General features: G+C 38.0%; 27 protein-coding genes. 1 reads left to right on the top strand and 26 read right to left on the bottom strand.

Going from position 1 to position 21,588, the window contains the following annotated elements; genetic code table 11:
* Window positions 1–226: 226 nt before the first annotated feature.
* Window positions 227–3,253: a phage tail spike protein gene (locus KHA93_RS03040; RefSeq protein WP_213109366.1), complete on the bottom strand. Its 3,027-nt coding sequence runs from the start codon at window positions 3,251–3,253 to the stop codon at window positions 227–229.
* A gap of 71 nt (window positions 3,254–3,324) precedes the next feature.
* On the opposite strand from KHA93_RS03040, the gene KHA93_RS03035 reads away from it, so the two are divergent.
* Window positions 3,325–3,582 carry a hypothetical protein gene (locus KHA93_RS03035; protein WP_213109365.1) on the top strand — a complete coding sequence of 86 codons (258 nt, stop codon included), beginning with the start codon at window positions 3,325–3,327 and terminating at the stop codon, window positions 3,580–3,582.
* Here the strand turns inward: KHA93_RS03035 and KHA93_RS03030 are convergent.
* The 25 genes from KHA93_RS03030 to KHA93_RS02910 form a co-directional block, all read right to left on the bottom strand.
* Window positions 3,536–3,832, bottom strand: coding sequence for a hypothetical protein (locus KHA93_RS03030; RefSeq protein ID WP_213109364.1), 297 nt, complete (start codon window positions 3,830–3,832; stop codon window positions 3,536–3,538). The two genes, KHA93_RS03035 and KHA93_RS03030, sit on opposite strands and share 47 nt — an antisense overlap.
* Window positions 3,833–3,842: 10 nt before the next feature.
* Window positions 3,843–4,544, bottom strand: coding sequence for a distal tail protein Dit (locus KHA93_RS03025; RefSeq protein ID WP_213109363.1), 702 nt, complete (start codon window positions 4,542–4,544; stop codon window positions 3,843–3,845).
* Window positions 4,541–9,313 carry a phage tail tape measure protein gene (locus KHA93_RS03020; RefSeq protein WP_213109362.1) on the bottom strand — a complete coding sequence of 1,591 codons (4,773 nt, stop codon included), beginning with the start codon at window positions 9,311–9,313 and terminating at the stop codon, window positions 4,541–4,543. The genes KHA93_RS03025 and KHA93_RS03020 overlap by 4 nt, the downstream gene beginning before the upstream one ends.
* A 15-nt stretch (window positions 9,314–9,328) precedes the next feature.
* A complete protein-coding gene (locus tag KHA93_RS03015; RefSeq protein WP_213113101.1) occupies window positions 9,329–9,505 on the bottom strand; it encodes a hypothetical protein in 177 nt (58 codons plus the stop codon).
* Window positions 9,502–9,837 carry a phage tail assembly chaperone G gene (gene gpG, locus KHA93_RS03010; RefSeq protein WP_213109361.1) on the bottom strand — a complete coding sequence of 112 codons (336 nt, stop codon included), beginning with the start codon at window positions 9,835–9,837 and terminating at the stop codon, window positions 9,502–9,504. Before gpG ends, KHA93_RS03015 begins: the two co-directional genes overlap by 4 nt.
* 137 nt (window positions 9,838–9,974) lie before the next feature.
* Window positions 9,975–10,547 (bottom strand): major tail protein, encoded by a 573-nt coding sequence (locus KHA93_RS03005; RefSeq protein WP_213109360.1) that lies wholly within the window; start codon window positions 10,545–10,547, stop codon window positions 9,975–9,977.
* 52 nt (window positions 10,548–10,599) lie between these two features.
* On the bottom strand, window positions 10,600–10,983 hold the full coding sequence (locus tag KHA93_RS03000; RefSeq protein WP_213109359.1) for a DUF3168 domain-containing protein: 384 nt from the start codon (window positions 10,981–10,983) through the stop codon (window positions 10,600–10,602).
* Window positions 10,980–11,363 (bottom strand): HK97-gp10 family putative phage morphogenesis protein, encoded by a 384-nt coding sequence (locus KHA93_RS02995; RefSeq protein WP_213109358.1) that lies wholly within the window; start codon window positions 11,361–11,363, stop codon window positions 10,980–10,982. The genes KHA93_RS03000 and KHA93_RS02995 overlap by 4 nt, the downstream gene beginning before the upstream one ends.
* Complete coding sequence (locus KHA93_RS02990) at window positions 11,356–11,697, bottom strand: phage head closure protein (RefSeq protein ID WP_213109357.1); 342 nt, start codon at window positions 11,695–11,697, stop codon at window positions 11,356–11,358. The genes KHA93_RS02995 and KHA93_RS02990 overlap by 8 nt, the downstream gene beginning before the upstream one ends.
* A 4-nt stretch (window positions 11,698–11,701) precedes the next feature.
* Complete coding sequence (locus tag KHA93_RS02985) at window positions 11,702–11,959, bottom strand: head-tail connector protein (protein ID WP_213109356.1); 258 nt, start codon at window positions 11,957–11,959, stop codon at window positions 11,702–11,704.
* A 14-nt stretch (window positions 11,960–11,973) separates the two neighbouring features.
* Entirely contained in the window at window positions 11,974–12,405 is a 432-nt protein-coding gene (locus KHA93_RS02980; protein ID WP_213109355.1) for an Ig-like domain-containing protein, read from the bottom strand.
* Between the two features lie 97 nt (window positions 12,406–12,502).
* A complete protein-coding gene (locus KHA93_RS02975; protein ID WP_213109354.1) occupies window positions 12,503–13,654 on the bottom strand; it encodes a phage major capsid protein in 1,152 nt (383 codons plus the stop codon).
* Between the two features lie 4 nt (window positions 13,655–13,658).
* The gene (locus KHA93_RS02970) at window positions 13,659–14,375 is read right to left on the bottom strand and encodes a head maturation protease, ClpP-related (RefSeq protein WP_213112748.1); all 717 of its coding nucleotides are present in this window, start codon (window positions 14,373–14,375) and stop codon (window positions 13,659–13,661) included.
* A 10-nt stretch (window positions 14,376–14,385) separates the two neighbouring features.
* The gene (locus KHA93_RS02965) at window positions 14,386–15,570 is read right to left on the bottom strand and encodes a phage portal protein (RefSeq protein WP_213112747.1); all 1,185 of its coding nucleotides are present in this window, start codon (window positions 15,568–15,570) and stop codon (window positions 14,386–14,388) included.
* A 57-nt stretch (window positions 15,571–15,627) separates the two neighbouring features.
* A complete protein-coding gene (locus KHA93_RS02960; protein WP_213109353.1) occupies window positions 15,628–15,849 on the bottom strand; it encodes a hypothetical protein in 222 nt (73 codons plus the stop codon).
* A gap of 18 nt (window positions 15,850–15,867) precedes the next feature.
* On the bottom strand, window positions 15,868–17,679 hold the full coding sequence (locus tag KHA93_RS02955) for a terminase large subunit (RefSeq protein ID WP_213109352.1): 1,812 nt from the start codon (window positions 17,677–17,679) through the stop codon (window positions 15,868–15,870).
* Window positions 17,654–17,971: a phage terminase small subunit P27 family gene (locus KHA93_RS02950; RefSeq protein ID WP_213109351.1), complete on the bottom strand. Its 318-nt coding sequence runs from the start codon at window positions 17,969–17,971 to the stop codon at window positions 17,654–17,656. The genes KHA93_RS02955 and KHA93_RS02950 overlap by 26 nt, the downstream gene beginning before the upstream one ends.
* Window positions 17,972–18,073: 102 nt before the next feature.
* A complete protein-coding gene (locus KHA93_RS02945; protein WP_213109350.1) occupies window positions 18,074–18,418 on the bottom strand; it encodes an HNH endonuclease in 345 nt (114 codons plus the stop codon).
* Window positions 18,393–18,704, bottom strand: coding sequence for a hypothetical protein (locus KHA93_RS02940; RefSeq protein ID WP_213109349.1), 312 nt, complete (start codon window positions 18,702–18,704; stop codon window positions 18,393–18,395). Before KHA93_RS02940 ends, KHA93_RS02945 begins: the two co-directional genes overlap by 26 nt.
* Before the next feature lie 46 nt (window positions 18,705–18,750).
* Window positions 18,751–18,891: a hypothetical protein gene (locus tag KHA93_RS02935; protein WP_213109348.1), complete on the bottom strand. Its 141-nt coding sequence runs from the start codon at window positions 18,889–18,891 to the stop codon at window positions 18,751–18,753.
* A gap of 41 nt (window positions 18,892–18,932) precedes the next feature.
* Window positions 18,933–19,787, bottom strand: coding sequence for a hypothetical protein (locus KHA93_RS02930; protein ID WP_213109347.1), 855 nt, complete (start codon window positions 19,785–19,787; stop codon window positions 18,933–18,935).
* A complete protein-coding gene (locus KHA93_RS02925) occupies window positions 19,784–20,119 on the bottom strand; it encodes a hypothetical protein (protein WP_213109346.1) in 336 nt (111 codons plus the stop codon). Before KHA93_RS02925 ends, KHA93_RS02930 begins: the two co-directional genes overlap by 4 nt.
* Complete coding sequence (locus KHA93_RS02920) at window positions 20,120–20,560, bottom strand: hypothetical protein (protein WP_213109345.1); 441 nt, start codon at window positions 20,558–20,560, stop codon at window positions 20,120–20,122.
* Window positions 20,561–20,752: 192 nt separating this feature from the next.
* A complete protein-coding gene (locus KHA93_RS02915; protein WP_213109344.1) occupies window positions 20,753–21,271 on the bottom strand; it encodes a hypothetical protein in 519 nt (172 codons plus the stop codon).
* Between the two features lie 15 nt (window positions 21,272–21,286).
* A complete protein-coding gene (locus KHA93_RS02910; protein ID WP_213109343.1) occupies window positions 21,287–21,574 on the bottom strand; it encodes a hypothetical protein in 288 nt (95 codons plus the stop codon).
* Window positions 21,575–21,588: the final 14 nt, after the last annotated feature.

The following is a 21,588-nucleotide window of genomic DNA, read 5'->3' as shown; positions in this document are numbered from 1 at the left end:
AAATCCCTACTTGGCTACGATTGGTATCAACTCACCTCTCTCATTAAATGTCTGTTCTTGCCACTCTCGACACTTATCCACTGTTGGTAAATCGTACTCTCCTTGTAGGTGTTCATAATAAATAAAAAAGTAATCGTATGGCCGTGTAGGAATTATTGATGTGCCCCACTGCGACTCGATTACTTCTCCATCTTCATCTACAACTAAATATGCTCTTGTTAAACTATTATCCACTCTGCCACATCCTTAAAGTTCTAAATTGTAACCAGCTGCTTGCTGTGCCGCTAGCCCTTCTTACTTCTAAATAGAAATTTCTAGCTCCGTAAGTTGGTACGCCTAAATCGATTCTTATGGTGCTGAATTCCGTTTCTCTGTCCCTGTAAACTGTAACGGTTCCAGACGCAACTATGCCGCTATTTCCTCCAAATTCTCTTATTTGGTAAGCGCATGATATAGAAGCGGCGGAGGAGTCATATCTCAGGCTCGCGCCTGTGTTTATACTTAAATATCGACCGTCGTGTGAAATGTATATAATTTCTAGTGTTTTCATGGTGGTGGCTGTGGTTACGTAATTCATACCATCGAAACTTACATCAGCCATGTTGTAAAACGGCTTGGCTTGAACGGCCAGTGCGAATTGTGGCTTTCCGTCTACAACAAAAAGCGCGCCGTCATCCCTCTGTATCTGAACCGCACCCTTATTGATGAACAATCCCCTGTGATCTAGTCGGGCGTACTTATCCGATGTAGGAGTGGATGCTGTAATACCCGAGCTATCCATCTGCAATGCCGTCGGTAGTGGCGCTGTCAATCGTAAATCGTCTCTAACGTCTTGCTCTTTTGGTGCCCACCCGGTTGCGCGGTTGCCCTCCTCCAATTTCAATTCCTTGATATAAAAGTACGGATAGACCGTTGTGCCGTTCATCGCTCCCTCTGCCCTCGTGCCGATCAGAAGCCTGGCATTGTTGTCGCTTCTGTCTGCGACGAAAGTAAACTGTACCTTGTAATAGTTGTACCCCTCTAGATTTACCACCGGGAACCTAGACAATATAAGAGAAGGGATCAGCATATTTGCACCGCCGTCGTCGTGGATTAGATACATATAGTCAAAGCTCGTTATCCTGTTCACTCTTACGTAAAACGAAACGGTATACTCCCGACCGCCAATAACCCGGAATCCGTAAAGTCCGGCGCTAGAACCATATACTCCGAATGCGTCACGGTCGTTCAGCGGCGTATCAACGAGATTTAATAGCAATTCTCGCCTAATAGAGGAAGCTGAAATCCTCCCTCTGCTTCCCCAAGTCGCCCATCCTGTAGTGTGCGTGAATGTGGTGTGTGGTATCAGATTAGCGCCACCAATAATCATCTTAGTTGGATCATATCCACTCTCGAAAGAAGTACCTGCTCCAACTTTTATTTTTGCGGCATCTAGTTGTCCTCTGATCATGGCATTGACGATTTCAACATTTACAATTTTAGCAAAGTCTATTTTTGCCAGTGGTGAAATTAATTCATCAGTGATAACAGCTTTTTCGATTTGGGCAAAGCCAATGATACCCTCTTGCAAGTGGAATCTCTCGATAGCACCATAGGCAATAGCCGCCGCACCCACGGCAAGTGCTCTGATTTGTAAAAGCCCGTCGACCATCTCTAAGTCACCGTCAATTGATCCGTCAGCTAATAATTGCGCAACCTTACTCAATTCCCTTAATTCAGCTGCAAAGTCCTCGCCAAACAAAATATCAGGAGTCAGTATACGTTGAGTATCTGCAGATATTTCATTTGTAAATCCGGAAGCTGTACCACGAGTATTAATTGCCCGCATTCGGTAGTACCATCGCTGGTCTGTTTCGGCAGCATGACCACATCCCCCTGCTTTCCCTCTCCACAATAGATGTTGAGAGTCAGGTATAAAACCCTGCACTTGGCTCCCGTAAATCTCGTAAGCAGCAATAAATGATGTAGCATCATAATCCCATGACAACATGATCGTTTTAAAATTAGCTTCTGCCTTAAAATTAGTCGGAATCTTTGGCACGATATCTGGAAAGCTATCATCCGTAACAGGCTCTCTTTGCCTACCTTTTAAGCCTTCCACGTCATCTATCAGCCTATCGAGTCTGTCATCATCTAAACTTAAAAACTGACCCATTTCAACAACTGCCGTACCATCAATATCTAGCAAATCGTATTCAATCGCAATGACACGCGTCTGTATTTCTATGGGTCTAGCAAACTGTCTGTCAATGGCTCTTGCTGTGTCACCTAATGAAGCGTCTTTGTCCAATTGGTCTACTTTTAATCTATAATTAACTTCAGGCTTTTTCGCTACTTGGAGAGCATTCCAAGTAGCCCATAGTAATTCCTTGGGATCCTCATAGTCTTGGTTAGAAAACTCACCAAAACGATGCTTCAATTCTCCATTATGCTTTCTTCCATACATTAAAAGTGCATCCGGATCTCCTACCCACTTTTGCCCGAGTGGTTTGTCAACTGGGTCACCTTTAGAAACTTTCCACTCTACATCTCCGAAGTCGATATAACGTGTATGTCCACCTGTTGCGTTACCATCCTCATCTGTTATCTCTAGACTTGCACCCCAACCGTACATGGCTGTCTTTGGATAGCTTAAAATGGTGCGTTGTATTTCATCGATGTTGTGGTCAATTTCGAAACGAGCGCCTCTGTCCACTCCAAGACGCTGGTCAATGATGATTTTACGAACAGTGATTTTATTTCCGACAAATTCGACAGTATCTTTAAATTCTCCGCCCCATACATCGAGGATTTTCCAAATACAATCTGCACTGGAAAGTCGATAAAAGTTTGTGGATCCTACGCCCATAATCGCTCTAACCTCACCAATGTAACGTGTTCCTGATAAGGCATCGTTTAAAGCTAATTGTGCTTCTTTATCCGTATAACGTTTGTCCAGAACGAAGTTCTCGCTCAACTCATCCAGCCATGCTGGGAGACACGTTGCTGATGTTTGTGGGCCATCCGTATTGTCGATGTCGTCTAATTCTTTAATAACCATTTCACGGAAATAGCCGTCTTTATCTTGAAAAACGACACGATTTTCTTCTTTCACAAACTTTGATCTTTCGACATCAGCATCCACAATAAATACAAAAGGCTCACTAGCAACACTGTTTAGTTCATCTCTAAACGGTGCGCTAATAAGCCCTGTCGATTCTGTTAAGGTTGTGATCAAAACATCGTCTTGACTGAAAATGTAAATCTCTGACATTGGTTTCCTCCTTTCTTGAAGGATTAAAGCCCCTCCTGTCGAATTAGGACTAAAGGGAGGGGGTGTAATTCATGACATTTGATGGTGCTGTTATTAAAGAACAAGGTGTTACTTTTGCAATTGTTATTGTTAAGAGCCATATTTTAAACTCATCACACTTAATTGATGAAGCTAGAACAGATTTTTCTAGTCATTTTCCAGGAATGCCATTAATACTAATGGCCCAAAATTCTAGAGGTGTACCGACTTATCAAGGCAGAAAAGATATTGTAAATTTTTTATCTAAAATTGATTATCGTCGAATTCCTTGGAAGCGTTACACGGTTTAAGTGGTAATGGATCATCTGTAACGAATCCGTGAGGTGCGTTCTCTAGTAATTGATTAAACTCATTTTCATTTATAGAAATATTTGAGGTTACAGTAATTTCCTCAACCTCTGTTCCAACAGAAGTGGACAGCTCCTCATTCTCCAAAGTGTACAGGATGCTGTCCAGTTTCTTTTCGATTCGATTTAGTTGGTCATTTCTTGATTCTTCAATGTGTACAAATCCATCGGGTCTACTTTCTTCACTCATCATAAATCCCTCCTCAATAATATCTTTCGCTATACATCAACTCAGTCGCATGACTTGCTTTCAATTGTATTTGACCAACTGGTAACTCAAACCACACTGTACTTAAACCAATAGCCACTGCCAAATCCTTACCGTTTAACTTTACATCCCGTTTATCATAATCAATTTCTAAGACGTCTCCAGCAATGAAGTTATAGCTTAAGATAATCTTGCCACCCTTATTATTTTCAAGAGTAAAACTAGACTGTGGTACAGTGAACCTTGTTCGGCTTGTCCATGGCGTTTCAGTTTGGCCTCCAATCGTAAATGTTTGGTTGGTGGTGGTAAGGTTTAAGGATTTCGGTAACGATTGCCGAAAGGGATCCTGACAAACGAAAATGATATTTCCATCCGCATATCCTTGTTTGTCTTCCAAATCAATGTCCTGCAATCTAGCATTATAAAAGCGCTGTGGATTATCTTTAAACTTTAGTTGTTTGTCATCTTTATGAAATAACCATCCGGATAAATCTTCTTTCACTTGCTCCAAGGTCATTCCTTTTGGAGGAATTACTAAAACAGGTACATCAATCTCCAAAACCTCTAATCTAGTTTTTTTGATCCTTGCACCTGTTTTTGTTTTTTGACGATATTCGTGTTCTATTTTAGTAATAGGTGGTCTTTTTTTACCCCTCAATACAGTTAAGTAACTTTTCTCAACTCCATTAAAAATCATGTAAAAGCACCCCTTGGTGTACGCCTTACACGAGAATCTGATCTCTTTTGAAGGCGTGTCACTTCTGGATAAACTCCTCTTCCAACTTCTCGTCCATCCAATTCAACTATGATATCTCTCTCCGCCATAGACTCAATTTGCGTTTGCTGCATATCCAAAACATTACCAAGGAAATCAGTAAGCTTATCAATAGTTCTTTCCAATCCCTCGACTTTTTGTTCAAGGCTTCCACTCTTGAATTGATGTACAACAACAAACATGTCTTTATTAGCTTTAATCTCATGGGCAGCTGCATTAATAGCAAATGCTTGATCAGAAAAATCAGGAATAGCAGACTTCGCCATTTCTTTAGCAGCTGTCAAGACAGGTCTTAAATTGGCTTTAATCCCTTTTGCTAAACCAAGAGGAACAAATGGAGCTACATCTTTCTCCATCAATCGAGACGGAGATTTTATTTTAAGAGTTTCTTTGACAGTTTTTTCAATGGTTTTCGCTAAAGCTTTTGCTTCTTTTTCTAAAGGGCCTTTCATACTCCCTAAACCTTTTACTAATCCTGAAACCGTTTGTTTGCCAAGAACCTTACCGGAATTTTTAAAATCTCCTAGCTTTTTAACTTCATCGCCGAACTTTTTGATTTGATTAACCCAATCAGTTTTAGCTTGATCCAGTTCCTTTTTGGCAGCATCATTGAGATTCTTAATCTGCTTTTCCATGATTTCTTTGGCTTTTGCCATTTGGGTTTCGGCTTCTTTGTTGGCAAGCTCATGTTTTTCTTTCCAAGCAGCGACATACTCTTTAAGCTTGGATTTTGGCAAATTGGCAATCGCAGTTATTTCATCAGCGGCTCCCACACCCATAGATCTTAATTCATCAACAAACTTTTGAGATACACCGGACTTCTGTATTTTATCAAGATCAGATTGCCACTGTTTGAACTGTTTATTTTGATCTTTTATATTACCAAGAAGTTTATTCCCGTCAACTTTTTCGGTTTTTACTTCAGAAAACAGGCCTGTTTGATTATAGATACTTTCAGCTCTGTTTGCGAGCTCCTTCTTATAATCATCCTGGACTTTCTTTATGTCCTTCTTAAGCTTGTCATTTATAGATTTTACCTTTTTAAAATAAGCAGAATTGGCAGATTGAACTCCTTTGTTTATCTTATCTACCGATTTTTGATTAGCTTCTGCCTCTTTACGTAAGACCTGATTGGCTTTATAAATCTCTTTTTGAATTTTTCGTGCCTGATCACCCGTTAATTTATGGGTCTTTTGAATCTTCTTTAGCTCAGCTATATAAGTAGAGGCGCCAATTTTCTTTGTATCAAATTTTACTTGAAGATTATTTATTTTTTCAGAAGTTGCCTTTTGAGCAGCTGCCGCCATTGCCTTCGCGCTTGCTGAGACTTTCTTAGAGTTTTTATTAATCCCAACTGCCATACCTTCAGCATAGTTCTTACCTTCTTTTTCTGTCTCTTTTGAAGGAGAATGGGAATCAATAGATTGTTTTAGTGCACTTAAAGCAGATTTACCTAGTGACCATGCTACTTTCCAAACGGACCCGTTTCCATTAGAAATAGCCCATTTAAAGCCAGCTACAAAATCACTTCCAGCACTTGATGTTTTTACGGAACGAAGCCCTGACTCTCCTGAAGAAGCTACATTTTTTGCTGATGCACTTACTGCACTGGATTGACTGCTTATACCTTGTTTAAACAGTAATCCTGCTTTGCTACCTCCACCGCCATCTGTTGTTTTTCCTAAAGTGGTAGATACTCCTCCACTTAAAGCATAAGCAGCAATCTGGTTAGCACCTTTAGTCGATTCTAAGCCTTGCTTGTGTTTATCTCCTTTTTCTTTACCGTGTTTGTTAGCAGATTCTTTGTTTTGGGACAATGCTTGATCAGTGGATTTAGTGATGTCAGATCCGGCTTTTTTGTTGCCCTCTTTGGTTTCTTCAATGCCTTTTTTATGGGCATCGCCTTTTTTCTTACCAGCAACTTTAGCTTTATCGTCACCTTTTTCTAATTCTGCTATGCTACCTTCAACAATCTTCTTAGCACTACGGCGAGCTTCTTCTTCGGATTCGCCATTTGCCTTTTTGAATTCAATCAATTGTTTCTCAAACTGTTGGGCTGAAGCCTTAGTATTAGCATCTAAATCTATTAAATATTTATCGTTTCTTTCCTTCCAGCGTTTGTAATAGTTTTCATCCGCCTCGTCAATTTCATAATGAGCGCCAAGTTTTCCGAGAACTTTTTCTTTTTCTCTTTCAAGCTCTTTTCTGGTAGCAATATCTATCAACTTTCCGCGGTCATCAAGATTACTTTCTAAAATCTTTGTCGATTTGTTAAAGCTTGAGTTAGCTTCGTAAATCATCTGATCAGTTTTTGCCTGCAAACCTAACATTAGCTTGTCATATTCGTTTTGAAATTCAGGGTATAGTGCTAAATGTTTATCTAGATCAGTTTTTCTAGTATTGTAAAACTCATTAGCAGATTCAACTTGCTTTCGGTAATTCTCTCCAATACGTTTCAGATAACCTTCAGCTTCTTGAGCCATTATCTTTCCATCGCGCTCAGAAAGGTTTTTCTGAATTTGTCGCATTTCCTCTTGAGTCGCTGCAAATGCCCTTGAACCTTCGTTCATTATATCTAGGGACTCTTGATAAGACTTAGCAATTTTAGGCGGCATTTTGGTCATATCGCTGCCATATTCAGCTGTAATTTTGGCTACAGTCTCAGAAGCTTTTTTAAATTTGGCAATATCTTTATCGACTAATTCGATCGCTTTTTTGCTTATTTTTTCTGCTTCACTTAAATGGGCATCTCCCGCAACCCCGTATATGTCATAAATAGTATTAGCTATTTTTTCTTTTTGTGCCTCTAATACGGAAACTACTTGACTTCCCATGTCTTGGAACGCTTTGACTATTTCTCCTTTTGTCTTTTCCGCCTCTTCTCCAGACATGTTTTTCAGCTCAAGCATTTTTAGCTTAGCGCCTTCGTAAAGATCAACGTATCCTTTTACTCCTTTTTTAGTGCCTTCTGATAACCCGTCACCGTATCGAACAGCTTCTTCTTTAGCCTTTTCTTGTGCCTTTGCAAGATTTTTAGTATGAGTTTCAGCAGCGTATAAAGCTACACCTAGAGCTCCTAATAACGCAGTACCTCCTACAATAGCTAAACCTACTGGGCCAGTAAATGCTAATAAAGCTCCTATCCCTGCAGTTAAAAGACCTACTGCTGAAGTTACTCCTATTACAGCAGTTGTCATTGCAATAGTTTTTGCAATAGTGCCTTGTGTTGCTTCGTCTAAATCCGTAAAGCCCCTTACAATCTCTGTGGCTTGATCAACCAATTTATTTAATGAAGGCGTGAGGTGTCTAGTTAAACTTATTTGTAAACCCTCGATTGCAGACTTAAATTGAATGACCTTACCACGAGTGTTATCCATCATAGTCTCTGCCATTTTCTTAGCAGCACCATCGGCATTTTCCAGTTTTACTGTCAAATCTTTTAAAGTCCCAGAACCTTCTTTTAAGACGATCTGCCACTGCTTAAAAGCATTTTTCCCAACTAAAGTATCCATTGCTGCAGCTTTTTGTTTATCAGAAAGACCTTTAAGTCCTTTTTCCATTTCAGCCACAACTTCAGGCATGGATTTCATTTTATTATTTGCATCAAAGAATTCCATTCCTAACTTTTTCATTAATTTTGTAGCTTTTGGAGTAGGAGATGCCAATCTGACTAACGAAGATCCAAATGCTTGAGTTGCCATCGAACCTTTCAGGCCGTTGTCCGCTAATTTCATAACAATTGCAGAAGCTTCTTCCAACGACCATCCAAGCGAGTTAGCTGTTGGCGCAATGTACTTCATTGCTTCGCCCATCTGCTCCACGTTGGTGTTAGCGTTGGCTTGAGCATATGCAAATACATCAGCTGCATGTCCCGCTTTATTAGCTGATATCTGAAAAGCTTGCATTGTATCACTAGTAATATCTGCAGCCGTAGATAACTCAAGCGCTCCAGCTGCTGCTAAATCAAGCATTCCTGGCATTGCTTCCATAATTGCTTTTGGTTTCCATCCAGCTAAGGCTAGTTTTTCCATCCCCTCAGTTGCTTGTGTGGCAGTAAACATCGTAGTTCTACCTAACTCCTGAGCTTGTCCATCTAACTTTTTTAGCTCTCCGGCAGTTGCACCACTAATTGCTTGTACTTTGGACATTCCTGCATCAAAGCTGACTGTAGCATCGTAAGCCTTTTTAATTTCTCTTGTTAAACCCGCAAAAGCCACACCAGTAACAATACCAACACCCATTCCCACAGATCGCATTTTCATGCCCGCATTGTTCATGTGTTCGCCAAACTGCTTCATAGTCATTGCGTTTCGCTGAGTAGCAGCATGCAACTGGTTCATTTTTGTTGTAGTCTGAGTAAGTTGATTTTTCGTCTTGTTTAATGCAGCGTTGGCATTGTTTAATCGGACAGCTAGATTTTGGGTTTCCTTCGCATCTTTCCCTTTAGTTGCAGCTGAGTCATTATAGGCTTTTCTGAGTTCGTTTACTCGACGTTTTTGCAAATCTAGGGTCTGATTCAGGAATTTTACTTTCGCTTCTGATTGCTTTAAATGATTACCCCAATTGTCAACACTAGTTTTATTAGCTTCAAACTCTGATTTAACAACCTTCATTTGCCTTGTAATAGAGGACATTTCGTTATTAAACTGCTTTGAATTGGAATACAGTTTTACTTTAATATCCTTGGCCATCTTCTCACCGCCTCTCTATCCAAGGACTTGATCTATATACAACACATCATTCTTTGGCTTTTGTTTTTCTTTCTTTCGTTGTGCTAGGAGTTTCAAGTGATACACAATATCCATTTCATCAATTTGATTTTGAGTGAAGCCAATATCCATAAGGGCGTTGTACATTTCACGAACAGCTTCACTCAGCGTCACTTTCCCTCTTCACTTGTATCCTCTTCTGCAATTCCTAATAGAGTACTAGCTTCCTCAATATTTCCGATTACAAAATTACAAACAGCGTATACCGTTTTAATTAGGACTCTTGAATCAATACCATCTTCAAATTCATCAATGGTAAACTGGTTTTCAAAAACATCTGATACAAAAGCTAATGGAGCATCAAGTCCTTCGTGATCAAGAGTTCCCCCCTCAATCATTTCAGTTATATCTGCAGCGCGTCTAAAAAGACTCCCTGGAATAAAAGATGGACTGACAAAACGTTTTTCTTTACCTTCAATTTTTAGAGTGATCGTAATTGGCTTCATTCAAAATCCTCCTGATTATTAAATTAAAAAAGAGAGACTCGTTAGAATCTCTCAAACTCGAACCCTCGTTTTAATCTTCCCATTCTAAAACAACACTAGTGTCAGTTTTATTTATTAGGGATATAGTCGAGGGTTCGTTAGGGAGTAGATGTTAAAATATCCCCTTTATAAACTACATCTTTAAACCATTTAGCAGCATCTAACTGTTCTGAAGATTCTGCTTGAGCTTTCCATCTTCCATTATGCTGCAGTGGCATAAACTTCAATTTAATTTTTGCGGTTTGTGGCGTGGTGTTCCCTTCATCTGTTTGATGCTCAATTGGGATTAATTCTGCTTTTCCTTTCAGAAGCCAATAAAAACGGTAACCTCCAGTTGAAGTCTTTGCTCGAAAACCTAAAGCAAGGTCAATGGAAATATCATCTTTACTAGCAAATTGAACTTCATTTTCTTCTGTATGGCCATAAATTGTCTTTTGCATAGCAAAAGGTAAATCAGCAACCTCCACATCAACATCAATATCTCCTAGACTGTTGAGAACCGCGTAGGCTCCATTATCAGCATAAAACGTATTTGATTCTGTGTTAGGTTGAACATTTACATTGACTGCTCCAAGAAGCGGTTCGGGTGTTTCATAGTCCACACTCGTCGTTGTATCCTCTGTTAATTCTGCAATGTGGAACATGTCTAAACCGTGTAATACTTTTGACATTTTAAAACCTCCTGTAAAATATAAAATTAAAAAAGCACTCTGTTAAGAGCGCTCAAGTAAAAACCTTTTTCCTATATCTCATTGCTTTGTGATGTCTTCTTGTATCCTCTTCAAACAGATCAATAGAGTCATAGCGTTTGTAGCCGATAGACTTTAAGACTTTATCAACTTCTTTGGCTATTTTGGTTTCCTTTGATATGGTCTCTTCATCACAATATATACTAATCTGGAATGCCACAACGGATGAAGCTGCTTGGTTATCGGCAAAATCGGAATCACTATTCGATATTTCTTGATACACAATCCTGGGGAAGGGATCTACTTCTGAAGCAACTTTATTATGAAAATCTCCAGTAACTTCTTTTGAAAGAAAAGCGTTAGATTCAAGAGTACGTAGAAGTTCCGCTTTAGCGTCAAAACTATCGGTAATGCTCATTTCTTCAACGCTCCTAAAAACACTTTTTCCATAGCACTTACTGCTTCAGCTTCCCCTTGATCAGCGCTCTTATCAATAAACGGTCTCGCTGCCATTTTCGATGTACCATACTCCAAAAACAATGCTCGATAAGCAACTTTTTGGTTTGGGCCCACAATGACAACTTTACCCTCATCTGTTTCTTTCGGTCTTCCAACAGTAATATTGTCTTGCATATGCTCTTGATCTTTTTTACTTCGATTGACATTCTCGATTTGGTATTTCTTGATAACCTCACCGCCAGCTTTTAACGCCTTGTTTTCAACTTTCGAAGCCTTTTCTCCCAGCTGTTCGAACATAAAAATATTATCATCTAGACCAGATATTTCTAGTTTAGCCATTGAGGTTCACCTCGTTTGCTAATATCTCATATTCGATATTTCTTTCCTCGATGTTATTTGGATTGACAATGTCAAAAATCCTTTTGCCATACTTAATCCTCATATCACTAGTCACTCCTGGACGATATCGAATATAAATACGTGTAGATATTTTCACCGCTTGTGCCCCAGCATCGATAAAATCTCGACCTCTTAAACCTTTAATAGATCCCCAAACAGTGAATTTATCTACCCAGTCTGTAACAGTGTTACCTTCCTTATCTTTCGTCTTTTCTTTCTTTTGAAAGGTTAATCTTTTAATATATTTCCTTGAATTTCTATTATTTATTGGCATACAATCACCAACTTTTCAGTTTTAAAATCAGGGCTTGTATGCTTTTATCAAGATTCTTAGGTGTTTCTTCACCCTCGTATGCTTTTTGGACCATTAAAACGACGAGCCTTTTATACATTTTAGACTCGTCGTCTTCAACACCAGATTTTATTAATTCTTCTTTTGTAGATTCAATTAAAAAATTAAGATCTTCATCCTGATCAGATTCATCAATTTCAAATCTTAATTGACGCTTGCATAAAGTTAAAAGGTCATCCTTCATTAACAATCACCCTCTTATGGTTCATTCACATTTACCGTTGCAGTTCCCTTTATACTTGCATTTTCAGTTGATGTTGCTGTAATGGTAGCAGTTCCTGCAGAAATTCCAGTCACCTTACCATTGACGTCCACTGTAACGATATTTGTGTCAGAGCTTGTCCAATTGACGGTTTGTTTCGCCGTAGATGGTGTGACTGTTGCAGATAAATTACGAATAGCATCAACGTCTAAATTATTGTTTTTTGGTGATATATCAACAGCTGTTGGATCGCTATAATTTGTCATCACTTTAATTGGATCAGACAGTTCGCTTTCCCCAAAACTATTTTCTGCACTGACTTGGTACGAATATTCCGTGTTAGGCGTCAATTCTGAATCGGTAAATGCATTTTCTGTTAGACCGGATTTTACTTTTGTTCCATCTCGATAGACATTATAAGTCGTCAACTTCATACCTCCTTTAAAGCCCTGAGCTCAAGGCTAGTCCCAGGACAATGTAATTTCTTCATCAGTCTTGGAACTCGCCTTGAGATTTACAGGCGTATTAGGGTGTATCAACAGTAGCAATTCTGAATGCAGAGTTGAGAGAACGTTTTTGATCGTACCAAGCTGTTAATACAAACAAATAATCCCCAGAATCTACATCTTTGTCAGTGTCAAAAGTCATTCCATCGTAGTTAATTCCAAAGAAATTGAAGTCACCAACAACTGGCTTAACTGCACCGTCTGCAAATTCAACAGGTTTTCCAAGTACTTTTTCTGGTGGGGCATCATAGAAGTTCGTAGTGCCGTTTGACAAGAACTCAATGATTTCCATGTAATCTGTATAAGACATAAGAATTTTTGCATTGTCTCTAAAATCCTCATGTAAATCAGCTATTGCCGCTTTAATTGCCTTATGCAGATTATCACCTTTCACACGTTTGATGTCTGTTCCGTTATAGAAAGACATATGTCCAAGACCAGTTTTTGGAGTCTCAGCTAAAGCGTCTTTCTTCTCTTTTGCAGCTAAACCAGAACGTAATGCATTATCTACGAAAGTTACAAGTTCAATGTCTGAACCGTGGATGACAGTATCAGGAATTTTCACTTTTACCTTAAATTTATTTCGACCAAAAGTAACGGTATCCCCTGTCAATTTCATTTCCTTTGCCGTTTCTTTATCCGTGATGAAATCATCATCATCGATTGAGTAGGCAATCTTAGGGATTTCCAAACCTTTAATTTTCGTTACTCTTGCCAAGTTACGTAATTGATTCTTTGCGAATGGCTCATGGACCAATTCCTTTTGCATATTTGTTGGAAGGAACTTATCTCCACCAGATGGATCTCCAGTTGGAATGGCAATCAACTGTTTTACTTCTTCACTAACTTGACGTCCTTGGATAGACGCACGGATAAATTCCGCTTTTGCTTTTACCATTTTTTCTTCTTGGTTCAATCCATCAAATCCAGCACGTTGCTGTGCAATTTGATTTTGATTAAACTTGGCTTTCTGCTCTGCTTCCATAGAATCATGCTGCTCCTTAATTACATCAAAACGAGCCTTTAGATCCTCTTTAGATTTTTGGAGAGTTTGAATATCTTCCATTGATGCAGAAGGGTCAATAGCTTTTTGAGCAAGTTCTCCCTCTACTTTTTGTAATTGCTGACCAATAGTAGCTAAATTTTGTTTCAATTCATACAGTGTTTTCATATTTTCATATTCCTCCTAGAATGGTATTTAAATAAGCAGAATTAGCTTTGGCTTCTTCTGCAATTTTTTGTCTTAAAGCCATTTCTGTGGCTGATATACTTTGATTGACTTTTTCAAATAATTGCTTAGGGACATTCTTGTACTTAGCAAATAAATCAGCGCTTATTGAAGCTGCCATTTCGTTAGCGCCTTCCACAACATCACAAAGACCATATTCATATGCTTCATCAGCAGACAACCAAGTTTCAGCGTCGAGCATTTCACGAAGTTTATCTTCTTGGAGTTTGTCTCCCGCCTTAGTTAAATAAGAACGGATGGCAGATTCCCCAATACGATCTAAATCGTCTGCTTCTTTTCGTAAATCAGCAGCATTGCCAATTGCAAAGGTCCAAGGATTATGAATCATCAACATGGAATTTTCATACATGCGGATTTCATCAGCTGCCATAATGATCACACTTGCAATCGAAGCCGCCAAGGCATCTACATATGCGATCACGCGAGCGCTGTGGCGTTTAAGCATATTGTGGATGGCGATTCCTTCAAATACACTACCACCTGGAGAATTAACATATAAATTAATGGTTTCCACATCTCCCAGATCATCAAGCTCTTGCTTAAAAATCTTGGCTGATTTTTCCCCATAATCTTCCCATGCGTATTTGGTAATCTCTCCATAAATAAAAATATCCCCCGACTTTCCGTCAGCGGAAAACTTCATTTCGAAAAATTTATTCGCTTTTTGTTTCACTAACCTTCACCCCCTTTCGATCATTCGGATCCATTTCTAAAGGATACATATCACCACTAATCCACAATTCAGCAGCCATGCCGCCACGTGGAGGCAAATCTTCTAACATACGGACCTCGTCTCGGCTCATTGCGCCATCTCGTAGCATGTTGTGATAAAATTGGGAACGTGCAGCAGTATCACCTCGTAACAAACCACCTAAGTTAAACTTAAAATAATGACCAGCTCTTCTTTGATCCTTAGTGAGCAATTTTCGATTGGCTTCTTGCTCGTATTGCCTGACTGTGGGCAACAAGTCCATTTGCACATACTGGATCATCATTTGTTCTGTGGAAGACATACTTTGTCCTTCTGTTTCGTTTAAAAAAGCAACAGGAACATTAAAAACATTGGCCACTCTCGACCGTGTAATTTTTTCAGATTTTAAAGTATCAGAAGCAAAATACTTTTTCTCAATTGGATCAATTGTGACACCTGGTTCTTTAAAAAGTATGCCGCCATTTTCGTTGTAAAATCTCCTGAAATTGTCAACAACTTCTTGCTTTTTATCCTTGTCCACATTTGCACCATATTCAAGAGTAAAGCTATCCTTCTTTTGCATTTCAGAAAGACTAAATTCTTGAACTGATTTATCATATTCAAGAGTGTTTTTTAATACTTCAATGGGATTAATCCCTTTCCACCGTGAAGCTCCTGTAATGTGTTTAACGTGAAAAATATTCATATTATGAAAATAATAGGTAGTATCACCACGGATCTCATACCACAATTCTTGATCGTCAGTATTTATAAACGGCGTTACGTATGACGGATCGATTGGCGTCAATGACTCAGGTTGCATCCGAATGTCCCGACCAATGACAGCATAACCATTACCTGTTTCATTTCGTGAGACTTCTAACTTATTAATAAAGTCAAAACTCGTCATGTTTGGATTCGGCTCACTTGTTAACACATCAGAAGCTTGATTATGGACCACATCAAAATCTTTATATAATTTAAGTGGTAAAGATGACAATGTGTTAGCTTTACGGCTAATAACGCTAAATATCGTTTCATTGGTGGCTAATTTGGTATTATCGATGCCCCAAAACGTTCGACCAAACCAACTGCCAAAATCGAAAGTTTTTCCTTTCCATCCGGAAGCAGCACCTTTAACCGCCATCCTTATTCGTTGATACCATTTCAATGTATCACCACCTTTCGATATGTGTTATTATTACTAAATTGCAAAAGCTATTATTTGTATACCTAGAGCATGCCTGTGCGTTAAATCATCATGATTATAAGTAGCTTTATAGTATTCTAATTTTTTCTCAATATTTGCTGGTGGGTTAGTAATTAGTTCAGGCTCAGGAAATCCCGGCATGGCTATTAATAAATTTATAGGTTTATTATTTTTTAGCTGTGCTTTTGCATATGTTTCAAGTTGTTCCATATTCATTACTATCATTCTCCTTTTCTATAAATCATTTATTGAAATAAATTCAACATTACCATTACCAACCGGCTCAACCATCAATTTCATAACCTCTGTATGAGCATTTAAAAAAGCCGCAAAACCGTCTATTTTACGGTAGCGACCTTGTTTTTGAGGCAACATATTCTTATTTCTGTCTGGTTTCATTTTGACATTATTTACATACCAACGGAAAAGCTTGTTGACCATTGGTTTTTCATTAACATTTGTTCGATAACTAAAAATAACTTTGCCATCGATAAACAACTCCTTTACATCGTCCACAGCAGGTCCTAATGTTAAAGCTCCCTGCCTTACTACTTCTGTTTCAAATCCGTGTGTTTCTAATGCTTTGTTTAACCTAAAGGCTTTTGCAGGGTCATAGGTTACTTTTTGAATGATATAGAGCTTTGATTGATCAAGAAACCAATTTTCGATGTATTCCTTTTTTACGTATTCACCTGGCACAACCGTAAGCCATCCTTGTTTTTCATAATCGCGATAAGGGATATTCTCATTATTTGCCTCTACTTTTTTCTCTGGTACAAACGTATGAGATAAAACAAAAACTTCTCCCGTATCAAGTAGGAATTCTAAACATGCACTAGAGTGATCCTCTGAGTCTGATAAGTCGTACCCACCGATACATGGTCTCCCCCTTAAAGTTTCAAGGTCAATGACCTTATTGTTTTTCTTTAATGTATTGTAATCCAAGAATGATTGGTTATTAGCATTCACAAAGAAATTAAACTGCTTTGTAATAAAATCTGAACGTTCCTCAGGTGTACGTTTGTCTTTATCCCAATCTTCTTTTAGGATGTCTAAATCGAGAGAAACACCCATATTCGGGTTAGCCTTAATCCACTCTTCTGGTTTTTCAAATTCCTTTTCGTCATCAAGTTCAGCGATATAATAAAAAGTACGCTCGTCAGGAAATACTTCATCCAGGACGTCGCTTGCTTGTTCGTAGTAGTTTACTAATGGACCGTCTAGTTGATAGCCAGCAGTTGTAATGTATAAAATTAACGGCTGTTTGCGGGATCCACGAGACTTTTTAATAACGTTGATCAATTTATAATCTTTAAATTCGTGGATTTCATCAAAAATACCAAGATGTGTATTCAAACCATCTAGATTTTCACTGTCAGATGCTCGTGGCTCAATTTTGGAAATGGATTTATCATAGAAAATTGCATCTCGTGTGGATCGATAATTCTTACGAAGCTTCGGCGATTTTTTAACCATCGCTTTCGCTTCATCAAAAATGATGCCGGCTTGCTTTCTTGTATTAGCTAAAAGATAAACGTCAGCACCGTTTTCTCCATCTTTACTAAATGAATATAAGGTCAATCCACTGACTAAAGTAGATTTACCATTTTTTCGTCCAACAAAAATAAGGCCCTCACGAAAGCGCCTCACACCAGTATCTTTATGAACCCATCCATAGAGAGAACCAATAACAAAATGCTGCCAAGGTTGTGCTGTTAATTGATCAAAGTCACCCTTTGAAGGTTTGCAAAACTTTTCAATAAAACGGATGGGGCGATGACCTTTTTCTTCAACAAATATCCAAGGGAAATCATCTGTTCCTTGTCTTTTTAAATCCCTTAAATGCCTTCTAGCTGCTAATTTATTCTTTTTACTGACCTTTATTTTTCCTTTTACAGCCTGTTCCGCATACCAAGTTGTTAATAGCATATCGGATGGCTTTTCAAGGATATTCCCTTTTTTAACCTGCTCTTTTCGCCAAGTAATAAAACTGAAACTTTGCTTTGCTTTTTTTACACTTTCAGAAATCGTCGAAGTCGTCGTCATTCTCTCCACTCACTACTTTCTTTCTTTGAGCAGGCGTCAGACCTAATGACTTCAGCAGGTTATTCAGTGTTTGTACAGTTTTCGTTAGTTCAATTGAAAGGGGGTTTTTAACCATATTTGAAGCCCCGGCTTTATTTGTGTATTCATACATCAATTCTGATTTCTTGATTTCTTTTTGCAATCGCCTGTAAAATTGGTGAGTCTCGATATACAATTGGATAAGTTGTTCGTCCGATTCCTCATAATTTTCTCCGAGATATTCTATCAACATTTTTTTTGTAGGAACTGCCATTTTTCAGGTTACCCCCCTTTCATGAATTTTTTATCTGCGGTGCAAACGAAGGGCCTCCCCGGTCTGGAAATATAAAACATTTCTATTTTCAAGGTAGGGGGGCTATGTTATTTCCGGATTAGCATCAAATTCTACAACGTTCAAGTTTCGTTTTTTTCTTCTCTTCCCTCCACCCTTCTCCGGATGCTCTTTGTTATGACATGAATTACAAAGACTGGTAAGGTTATCCTCATCTAATGCAAGTCCAGGATACTCTTCTAAAGGTTTAATGTGATGGACCATATCGGCTGGAGTAAGTGGGTTTTCAGGATCCTTCAAACACTCATGGCAGAGATAGTCGTCTCTAATCAATACATTCTCTCTACATGTAATCCATGCATCACTGTTATAGAACTTCTTTGATTCTTGGTTTCGTTTGTATTTATCGTAGAGTTGTTGTTGGTTCATTCTTATCAAAGGCAAACTTACCTCGCCTTAATCCGTATCCCTTTTGGATTGGTATTTCATCCACTATTTCGGCAAAATTAATGTCATACATTATTCCTCCAGATTCTTCATCAGCCTTTTTGGTTTCCCAACCAAAAGCAATTCTAATTTTTCTAGTAATCTCTTCACCTTTGTAGAAAACTTTAGGTACTGCTGTTTCATTTTCTAATTCAATAGTTAACAATGGAGTTTCAACTATCTTTACTGGTGATTCTGGTGGTGAAACTTTTTCATATTCGTATACCACTGAACATCCTCCTAATAGAAAAAGCACCCAACTAAGTGAGTGGGTACTACATAATTTTTTTCTCCAATTCAGTTATAAAAATGTCTACTTGTTCTAAAAAAGCCTCTTCGGAAGAAGTGTTTTTAGGTTTTTCTGCAATTTCTTTTGCAAGGTTAAGTAATGCAACAATAAACAACTCTTGGTTCAATTTATGACCACTCCTTTTTGAACCATAAAAAAACAGGACACCTATTGTCCCGTCATCTCATCGTTATCCATATTCAAGAAAAAATGCACAAATTCACGCCCGAACTTAGATATTTGTAGATTATCTTTAGATTTAAATTTCGGTTCTCTCAATGTCGGCAAAGATCCTTTGAACCTTGGGTTTGTTAGCTTTTTTAGATATGCGAATAATTCCTTAAAAGTCTTGTGTATCTGATCCAAATCATCATTAATGTTTAAGTCTGTTTTCGTAGTAAGAAGACCTCTTCTATGTAAATTCCGCCTAACAGACTCATATTGTTCCAAGCTTATTCCGTGCTTTTCCATTACATCGATATAGGTTTCCCGATTAGCTTGATCAAACATATAAAAGGAAGTGTACATTAACCTTAACACTGAAATATCAACCAGCCGTAACTCTTTCAAAACGTCATAATACGTTAAAACAAAATCTTCCGTTATATTTTCATGCTCTGTCATTTGTACAAAACCATTAACCATAAACTCTATTTTTTCTTCTTGCTGCTCATCAATTACATAATCCAATATATATGCCAATAGCTGGTCCAACTGCTCTTTCTGTTCTGCTGTTTTCTGTTCTAAATTTATGCGGAGATCTTCAACTTTTAAAGATAGCTCATTGGTGAATTGTTTAATGTTTCGCTCAAATCGTGCACGTTTATATCCGGATATTGCTCCAGAGATTCCAGGAATCATTGAGGCTCCCGTATCAACCAATACTTCTTTCAGTAAACCTGTTACAGTTTCTTTAACAACTTCTGCGGCAGCTTCACTTCCAACATCAAGTATGATATCAGCGGCAGTATCCTTTATACTTTCTTTTAAATCTTCCTTTTTCCCTTGATCCACAGTTATCACCTCGCAACTTTATTCTTCATTTCCTTCATCATCGGTTCAAGCTCTGCTTTCTTTTTGTTTATCTTTTCATTAATCTTACCGATCGTCTGTTTATAATCTTGCTCGTTTATTCGTCCATCAGCGAAGTCTTTCACATGCTGTTGAACTGACTCATGCAGCTGCCGTATCTCTCGTTGCCTTTTTCTAATATCAGCATTAGTAACGAAAGCTGTGTACCTTGCATCACAATGTGGACAGGTGAAATAAGTTTCTGTAATTCCTTTTCCGTGTTTCTTCTCTTGCGGTTTAATAGTAAAATTTTTATGGCAGTTGTCACAAGAAACAGTATTCATTTAATCGCTCCATTCTATATCAGAAAAAGTCTCTTCAAGACTGACAATTCTATCATAAAATAAATCATATACATCTTGATTATCTTCTGGTACGTTTTCGATAATCTTTTCTTTCATTTTTTTGGCTACATCTATTCCACCTGGCGTACTAATGATGACCTCATATAATTTAACCCCAACTTCAGTTTCAAAGTTTTCATATTCCTCATCAAATTCAGCTAGTAAATTATTTAACATTGTTAAGTATAAATCCTTTTGAGATTCCATGGCTTCTTCATGTAATTTTTCTACTTCTTCACTAAATTCAAAGTCATTATCATCTAACATTCCTATAACTGGCTCATCTTTTGAAGGTTCATCAGGACTTTCATTTAAACTTTCATTTGAGCAAGCCATTAATATAAAAATTATGGCTATGAAAAATATTATTAATTTCTTCATCCAGTTACCCCCTATGATTTACATAGGTTCATTGTCTGATAACTGGAAAGATAATGCAAGACTGTAGTGGATCTGTCAGTTAATGATAAAAGCGCCTCATCTAAATAGACAAGGCGCTTTTCATAATTATTTCACACTATCATTATATCACCTTATAACTGCATAAACACTGCACTCTTTTTGCAATGTAAATCACTTATAAAATCTCACTCCATCAATCCCAAAAACTAATACTGACAAGTCTTTACTCGCTTTTTCGATATCAAGGAATATCGTCCGAACTGCAACATTATGCATTGCACTAATTTCTTCAGCTGTCATTTTATCCTCTGAAATATACATGTAATAGATAACATCATATCTTCGAACATCTTCAGGCTTTCCTGATTGTTCACACATGACTTTAAAAACTGCAAGCATTTTATTGATAAACTGGATCATTGCTAAAGTCTTCTCTTTACTTTGTTTTATTGATTGTAATTTAAATTCATCGGAATCTAGATATTCAAGTTCAAGGCGTTCGTCGATGATTTGAATATCTAATTTTATATCTGAAGTATGTTTTACAAATGATCGATAGTTCCGAAGGAGAAGTTTAATATTACGCAAACGCCTATCATATTTTCTTTTCTCCTGATTCTCTTTTTCTTTCTCCCAAAACTCTAATGTCGTCTTGGCGATCAGCTCGACGTGTTTATCTGAAAGTTTCAAATGATTGACCTCCCTTTACGACTTCTGTTCATATTTCCCTCTCAAAATATTAAACTCCCTCTCCAAATTTCTGTGGTGCATTTTCAAATTCTCATAATCTTGCATAGCCTGTTTACGACGATCAGCTTTAACTTCAAGGCGTTGAAGTCTCGAATTGAGTTGATTTAATGTGTTACGTTGATTTCTGATAGTTTTACCCTGATTTATATAAAGCAAATCTATTCGTCTTGCTATTTCCTCCAGGCGTGAAGTTGAGACCGATTTTTGCGTTGCAATTATTTGCTTTAGTTCTTGGATGGGCATGTAGTAGCCTCCTC

Origin of the sequence: Lederbergia citrisecunda (genome assembly GCF_018343695.1) — a bacterium.
Classification (GTDB): domain Bacteria; phylum Bacillota; class Bacilli; order Bacillales; family Bacillaceae_C; genus Lederbergia; species Lederbergia citrisecunda.
The sequence above is the reverse complement of the archived record's forward strand: the minus strand, read 5'-3'. Positions and strand labels throughout refer to the sequence as shown.